The organism is Sinomicrobium pectinilyticum (genome assembly GCF_003725735.1).
In the GTDB taxonomy this organism is placed as follows: Bacteria; Bacteroidota; Bacteroidia; order Flavobacteriales; family Flavobacteriaceae; genus Sinomicrobium; species Sinomicrobium pectinilyticum.
The window spans coordinates 1-5,888 of record NZ_RJTM01000088.1; the positions used below are offsets into that span (position 1 = coordinate 1).

At 37.5% G+C, this 5,888-nt stretch carries 4 protein-coding genes and 1 pseudogene; 1 reads left to right on the plus strand and 4 read right to left on the minus strand.

Going from position 1 to position 5,888, the window contains the following annotated elements; all coding sequences use genetic code 11:
• Positions 1–278: 278 nt before the first annotated feature.
• The 3 genes and pseudogenes from ED312_RS12540 to ED312_RS12550 all read right to left on the minus strand — a co-directional run bounded on the left by ED312_RS12540 (position 279) and on the right by ED312_RS12550 (position 3,173).
• Positions 279–833 carry an RNA polymerase sigma factor gene (locus tag ED312_RS12540; protein WP_123216367.1) on the minus strand — a complete coding sequence of 185 codons (555 nt, stop codon included), beginning with the start codon at positions 831–833 and terminating at the stop codon, positions 279–281.
• A gap of 198 nt (positions 834–1,031) precedes the next feature.
• Positions 1,032–1,201: pseudogene (locus ED312_RS24500) on the minus strand (site-specific integrase); the annotation flags it as partial.
• 1,378 nt (positions 1,202–2,579) lie between these two features.
• On the minus strand, positions 2,580–3,173 hold the full coding sequence (locus ED312_RS12550; protein ID WP_123216368.1) for a BfmA/BtgA family mobilization protein: 594 nt from the start codon (positions 3,171–3,173) through the stop codon (positions 2,580–2,582).
• 798 nt (positions 3,174–3,971) lie between these two features.
• Here ED312_RS12550 and ED312_RS12555 point away from each other — a divergent pair.
• Positions 3,972–4,967 (plus strand): IS110 family RNA-guided transposase, encoded by a 996-nt coding sequence (locus tag ED312_RS12555; RefSeq protein ID WP_123216369.1) that lies wholly within the window; start codon positions 3,972–3,974, stop codon positions 4,965–4,967.
• 88 nt (positions 4,968–5,055) lie between these two features.
• Here the strand turns inward: ED312_RS12555 and ED312_RS12560 are convergent, their stop codons facing one another.
• Positions 5,056–5,817: a P-loop NTPase family protein gene (locus ED312_RS12560; RefSeq protein ID WP_123216370.1), complete on the minus strand. Its 762-nt coding sequence runs from the start codon at positions 5,815–5,817 to the stop codon at positions 5,056–5,058.
• Between the last annotated feature and the right edge of the window lie 71 nt (positions 5,818–5,888).

A 5,888-nucleotide genomic window follows, 5' to 3' on the forward strand; every position in this document is an offset into this window, starting at 1 on the left:
TCTCTCCCGTGGTATAGGCCGCTATCAGCTCCAATATATCGTCAGTGATCTTATCCATGACTGTATCTATCCTATATTTATATTATGAGTACATAACAAAAAATCCAAATTCATTACTTTCCGGACTTGGGACATCAAGATATAAGACGTAAGACTGATATATCAGCCTTTAACATTTTAAATGTCTTATGCCCTAATTGTTTTTTGTCATGTGCTAAAATTTTATATATCAAACTTTTTCAAGAACTGAGAAAAAAGACATAAAATCAAACCTCTTGTTAAAGCAATAATAACAGGACCATGATAGCAAGCAATTGGCGAAGCTGTTTCAGGGCCCTGGAATAATGAGTCTTTACCGTGTTTATGGATATACCCATTTGCTCAGCTACTTCTTTGTATTTCATATTTTGCAGTACGATGGCCTTAAAAACTTCCCTACCTTTTTCCGGAAGGGCTTCAATCTCCTTATAAAGTTTCTCTTTTTCCTGTTCTGAAACTTCGCGGGAGCTCTGTTCTTCTTCCATAAGTGTATTGACCTCATCTTCAATCTCCTCAAAGTAATACCGGGAATTTCTTTTAACAGCCAACAAGGCATTATTCCTCACAGCCATAAATAGATATGGACCTATGGGCGCTTCAAATTCCAAATACAATTTTTTGTCCCATATCTTTATAAATAATTCCTGGACAATATCTTCGGCCACAGAAAAGGAATCGCAATATTTCAGAGCATAGCTAGTCAACGGCTCATAGTAAAGGTCAAACAACTCTTTGTAGCCCGAGGGGTTTCCATTTTTAAGTTTTTCCAGGATGGTCAGATCTCTTGATCCCATAAATATATTGCCACAACAAATTAATCTCCAAAGCTATTTTCGGAGTATCAAAAACAATTATAGAGAAAAATTCCCCTATAATGGCGCGTAAATTAACTAAAATAATGCGAATCAGCAATAGCACCTCCCTAGGTTTCCCCTTATTCAAAGAAAATTCAGGTATGATCGGAAGAAAAAAAATCCTTTTGCTATGAGTTCTCAGAAATTGATTACCTCATCAAGAGCTTTGTCTGCTTCCTTATTAATAAAATTAGCCTGGTAGTTCAGGATTGTTTTTAATCACTATGCCAATATAATTTCTGTAACATTAACGGGGGTATCCTTTCCCCTGCAATATTACCAAAACTATGACGGGCAATATGATTCGACAACGACTTTTCTATACCACATTGGGTAGCAATACGCTCAAGGTATTTATTGAGAAGGCTTGCGGCATTCCTTGTTTTTACAAAAACACCCTCCGGGTTTTTGAGGTCCGCATCACGCAAAAATGGAAATACAAATCCTCGGTATATTTGTAATAGTCACTATTTGATCTGACAGTTGGGGGTTACTAAAAATCACCAACGCCCCTCTACATTATACATCTTTTATCATTTTTTGGTTTTAGCAGGTCGCGTGCCATTCAGCCTTCCCTTTCGGCCACGCCACCAAACAACAGATGTGTCCGGGTCGCTGTCCTTGCGAGGATACCCCGCAGCAGGGGCATGCTTAAATAATTTTCCTATAAATAGCGACAGCGGCTTTATGCGGAAAATTATTTGACCTGGACACACCGTAAGGCCAACCGCTTCCGTTGTCCCGGGAGCGTGTTGGTCTGTTGTTTATAGCACAAGACTTGCGAAAACCAAAAACAAGTGTAGCCACAAATTCCTGTTTTTAACATTGTCTTTTATCATAACTGTCTTCTCCATAATCTATTTCTCTTTACTATCAATCAAACCTAAAATTCTAAAATCAGCAGGGCTGCCGAGATCCGAGCGCATACAGCCCAAAACATCGGTTGTGACACAATCGGACATCTTGCCGTTACCTTTGACGGGAACTAACCGTATTATTACAACATCTTAAAGCATGCTACGGATAGTTATATCATCTTAATAAAGATTTTCTTTTATGTATTTCAGCTCTTTGGGTGTAAGCGCTACCCGGAAATAAGATTTTGCAAGAGGAGGGCGGCCTTAATCTTGGCCTAAGTGGTTAACCTGACCTTGATGGAATTGACCACCTGTTAAAGTGAAAATAAAGCCCCAAAATATTTTACCGAACAAACCTATGTTGCGAGGTAAAATTCCTTTTTCTTATGATTGCTCCTTCTTGGTAATTGATGAAAAAAATATCAGTCTCATAGAACTTTCCGAAGGATTTGCCGTAAATATTTTGTGCTTGTGAAATGTGGGTAACAGTTTGAATAAATATCGATAGAATTTGATAAATTTACAGACCTGAATGATTAAAATTGATTAATCGATATGCAGTGTAAAAAAGACGCACAACCCACTGTATTTTATTTTGTGTTGTAGCGCGGAATCTTATGAGTGAAGAAAAATTCTTGCATTTACTAAAAAAAGTCTTTGAGTTAAGGGAGGATATTAATTCAGAAAATTATAAATATAGAGGAGATCAAGTTGCTAAAATAATCAATGAAAGATTTCCTGAACTGGAAACGTATAAAGAAGAAATTAACAAAAGGATTCACCGACTTTACAGGAGGCCTTGATTTTTATCTTCGAAAATAACCAATAGTCACTTATTGTCTAACCCTAATTTCGTTTTTATATGCGCCAGCTCTTCAGGCCTGATTTCCAGTTTGAAATAGGGTTTTCCGAAGGTGCTATTTACTGATTTTAATTGTCCCAGAATTTTTTTAAAGCGCTGTTTGGTATCTGCAAGTTCCTTTGTCAATCGAGAACACTTCTCTTCATAATAGTCCAGCTCTTCCCGGATTTCTTCAATGCTTTGCTTTCCCTCTTTGAGTGTATGTTTTTCAAAATATTTCTTTTCCTGCCATAGCTTTTTCTTAGATTTCCCCGCGGGAGAAGTATTTTCAAACAGGGATTGCAGCATCTCCACAGTAGGTTGGGTTTGCTGCTTTTCTATATCCTTTACAATAGAAATAACAGCATTAATACGCTTTTTCAGTACATTTTCCAAAGTCTGCATATTTGGCCCTATGACATCCTTTGGAGAGATTTCATTGTACTCAAAAAATTCCAGCATGAGCAACAAAGTCATGGATTGGGATTGGGACAGTTTTTTGCAATACTTCCGGAATTTTTGGGCTACCGAAGTTTTAATCTTCAATCCTTCAAAGGCTTCTTTTTCGTATCCTATATCCATTTTTTCATAAAAATTTTACGGGTTTTACTGGGCTGAGCGCGTTTTTGTTATAAAAATGGAAAATTTTATTTCATGGCAATAAAACCATACTAAATCAATTCGTTGATTATAAGAGTGTTACAAACAAACATAATCCGTAATGTCGCGTCAGCGCATTACCCTCTTGCTATTCCCCTTAGATTCGCACTGTTATTCATATAGAGTTATTCGTTTTTAGTTAATAAAAATGTAAGTGATTGAGTTTCTTTTGTTTTTGCTTCTTTTTATTTTCTTTGTTGATATCCTCCATAATTGTGAATAACAATCAGACCGATACAGGCGAATTAGGCGCTAAATAAAGCTGTTGGCTTAATCTTGCATTGTTTGTAAAATCCTTTATCGGTTGTCTCTGAATCAGCATCAAATGGAAATCCAGGTTTTCAGGCCTAATATTAGGGTTTCGATGGCCATTCAGATTTTACTGTACTTGTCTGAAACTATAATTCCCTAACAGGATACTTTATGTATCATCAGGCCTATTCTTGTTATTCATATAAAGGTGTAAAGAGATATTAACTATCTTATTTATAAGTGCATACCTTTATGATTATGAATAACAGCCAAACCGGTAAAGGCGAATGAATTGCTATTCAAAGTTTTCAGACTTAGGCACTAAGATGACATCCTTTATCGGTTATGTTCTGAACTGGTATCCAATGGAAATTCAGGCTTTCAGGCCTATTAATAGGGATTAGATATTCCTTCAGAAATAGGGCTGTATTCGTTCGTATATATTTCATTTTTAAAAATCTATGTATCATGAAAAAAACAGACTTCCGGTATTTTATTGGTATCGATGTATCTAAACGCACTTTGGATGTAGCTATCCTCAAAGAACAAACTACGTCCTCTTTTGTTTTTGATAATACGGTAAAAGGGATCAGGGCTTTTTTAAGATTGCTTAGGAACCAGGGAATTGCTCTCAGGGACACGCTTATATGTATGGAACACACTGGGGTATATGGTAGGCTTGTCCTGAGCAAGCTACTTGAAAAACAAGCTAATATTTGTGTAGAAATGGCTTTGAGAATTGCACGTAGTATGGGGATCCAACGAGGTAAAAATGATAAAATTGACGCTATTCGGATTGCCAGGTATGCCGCTAAAAATTGTGATGAGTTAGCATTGTACCAACCCGTTCCGGAGATTTTGGAAAAAGTTAAAATCCTGGTCAAAATCCGGGAAAAACTGGTCCACTTCAGAGCGGACCTGAGCAAACACCCCAATGAAATTAAGGCTTTTGCCCCAGAACTTGGTAAACTGGCCGAAAAGAATATTAAAAAGACCATCAACTGCCTGACCAAAGAAATTAACCGTATAGAAGCTGAATTGCGGGCTCTTGTCCTCTCCGATGACAAACTCAATACCACCATCGGGTTGGTAACTTCCGTTACCGGAATTGGCATGATGACTGCATTGTATTTAACCATTTTTACAAATTTTTTTACGCGTTATCATAACCCTAAACAACTGGCGTGTTACTGCGGTGTAGTCCCCTTTGAACACACTTCGGGGTCAAGTGTGGAGAAGAACTCCAGAGTCCATCATATCGCCAATAAAACACTTAAAAAACAGTTGCATATGTGTGCTCTGGTGGCGGTACGCTGTGATCCTGAAATTAAAATCTATTTTGAACGGAAGGCAGAGGAAGGAAAAAACAAAATGCTTCTTCTCAATAACGTCAGAAATAAACTTGTGCTGAGGGTCTGTGCCGTAATTAAACGGCAAAAACCATATCAGAAAAGAGTGGCTTAATACACTGGATTTTTGGGTGATGCTATTTTTCATTTTTTCCTTGGTTTTGTCATGGAAATCTTAGATTCGCTTATAATTTTCATTGTAACTAAAACCTCCTGGACGGCCCACCTAAATACATAAAGTTAAACATCTCATAGAGTCGGTCTGCTATCCGGTTTCTTCGCTCTTCCATTTGATTTCCATAAAAAGCTTTCAGTTCATCAATGGTAAGATTTGTAGTGACAAAGGTCTTGGTGCCCTTGTATTTGAATTCATTGTAGCGGAGTTCTAAAATCCTGCCCAAAAGTTTTTCTTTTACACCCCATGCGTTGGCCAGGCGTTCTGTTCCAAGATCATCAAAATGTACCTTCCCTTTGGCGAATTTCTCGATAACATACTCCCCTTTCTTATTATACTGGGATACCACATCATGGACGGATATACTGCTAAACCAAAACCGCATCAGGTGATATTTCCTGCTTATGCCCTGGATAATGTCAAAGACAGAACTTTTACCTGTCCCACAGGGGCCATAGATTAAAAGTCCTTTTCGCAGCTCTCCGTTGGATTCTTTTTCAAATGCTATGTCATTAGCCCAATATTGAGAGAGCAGGTTTAGAAATTCCCGGTTATGCTGGTCAACGATAAAGGGACGGTTCATCTTTCCGAAATAGAGCTGCCCTTCCTTCCATAAAAGGGATTTGAATTGTGCTGTGGTCATTATGGACCTTGGCGACTTTTGAGGGATATAAGGAGATACACCATTTGGAAAAACTTTTTTCTTTTCATCAGCCATGTCATTTTTACCTTCCCTATCCTTTTTTGGGGTGGTTTCGCGTTCGGCTCTATTCTTTGTCTTCCCTTTCATGGCTTCCTCGGGTTTACTTTTCTTTTTTTAAAATTTTTCTTTTTATAATTATTACTATTTAATATTTCTTT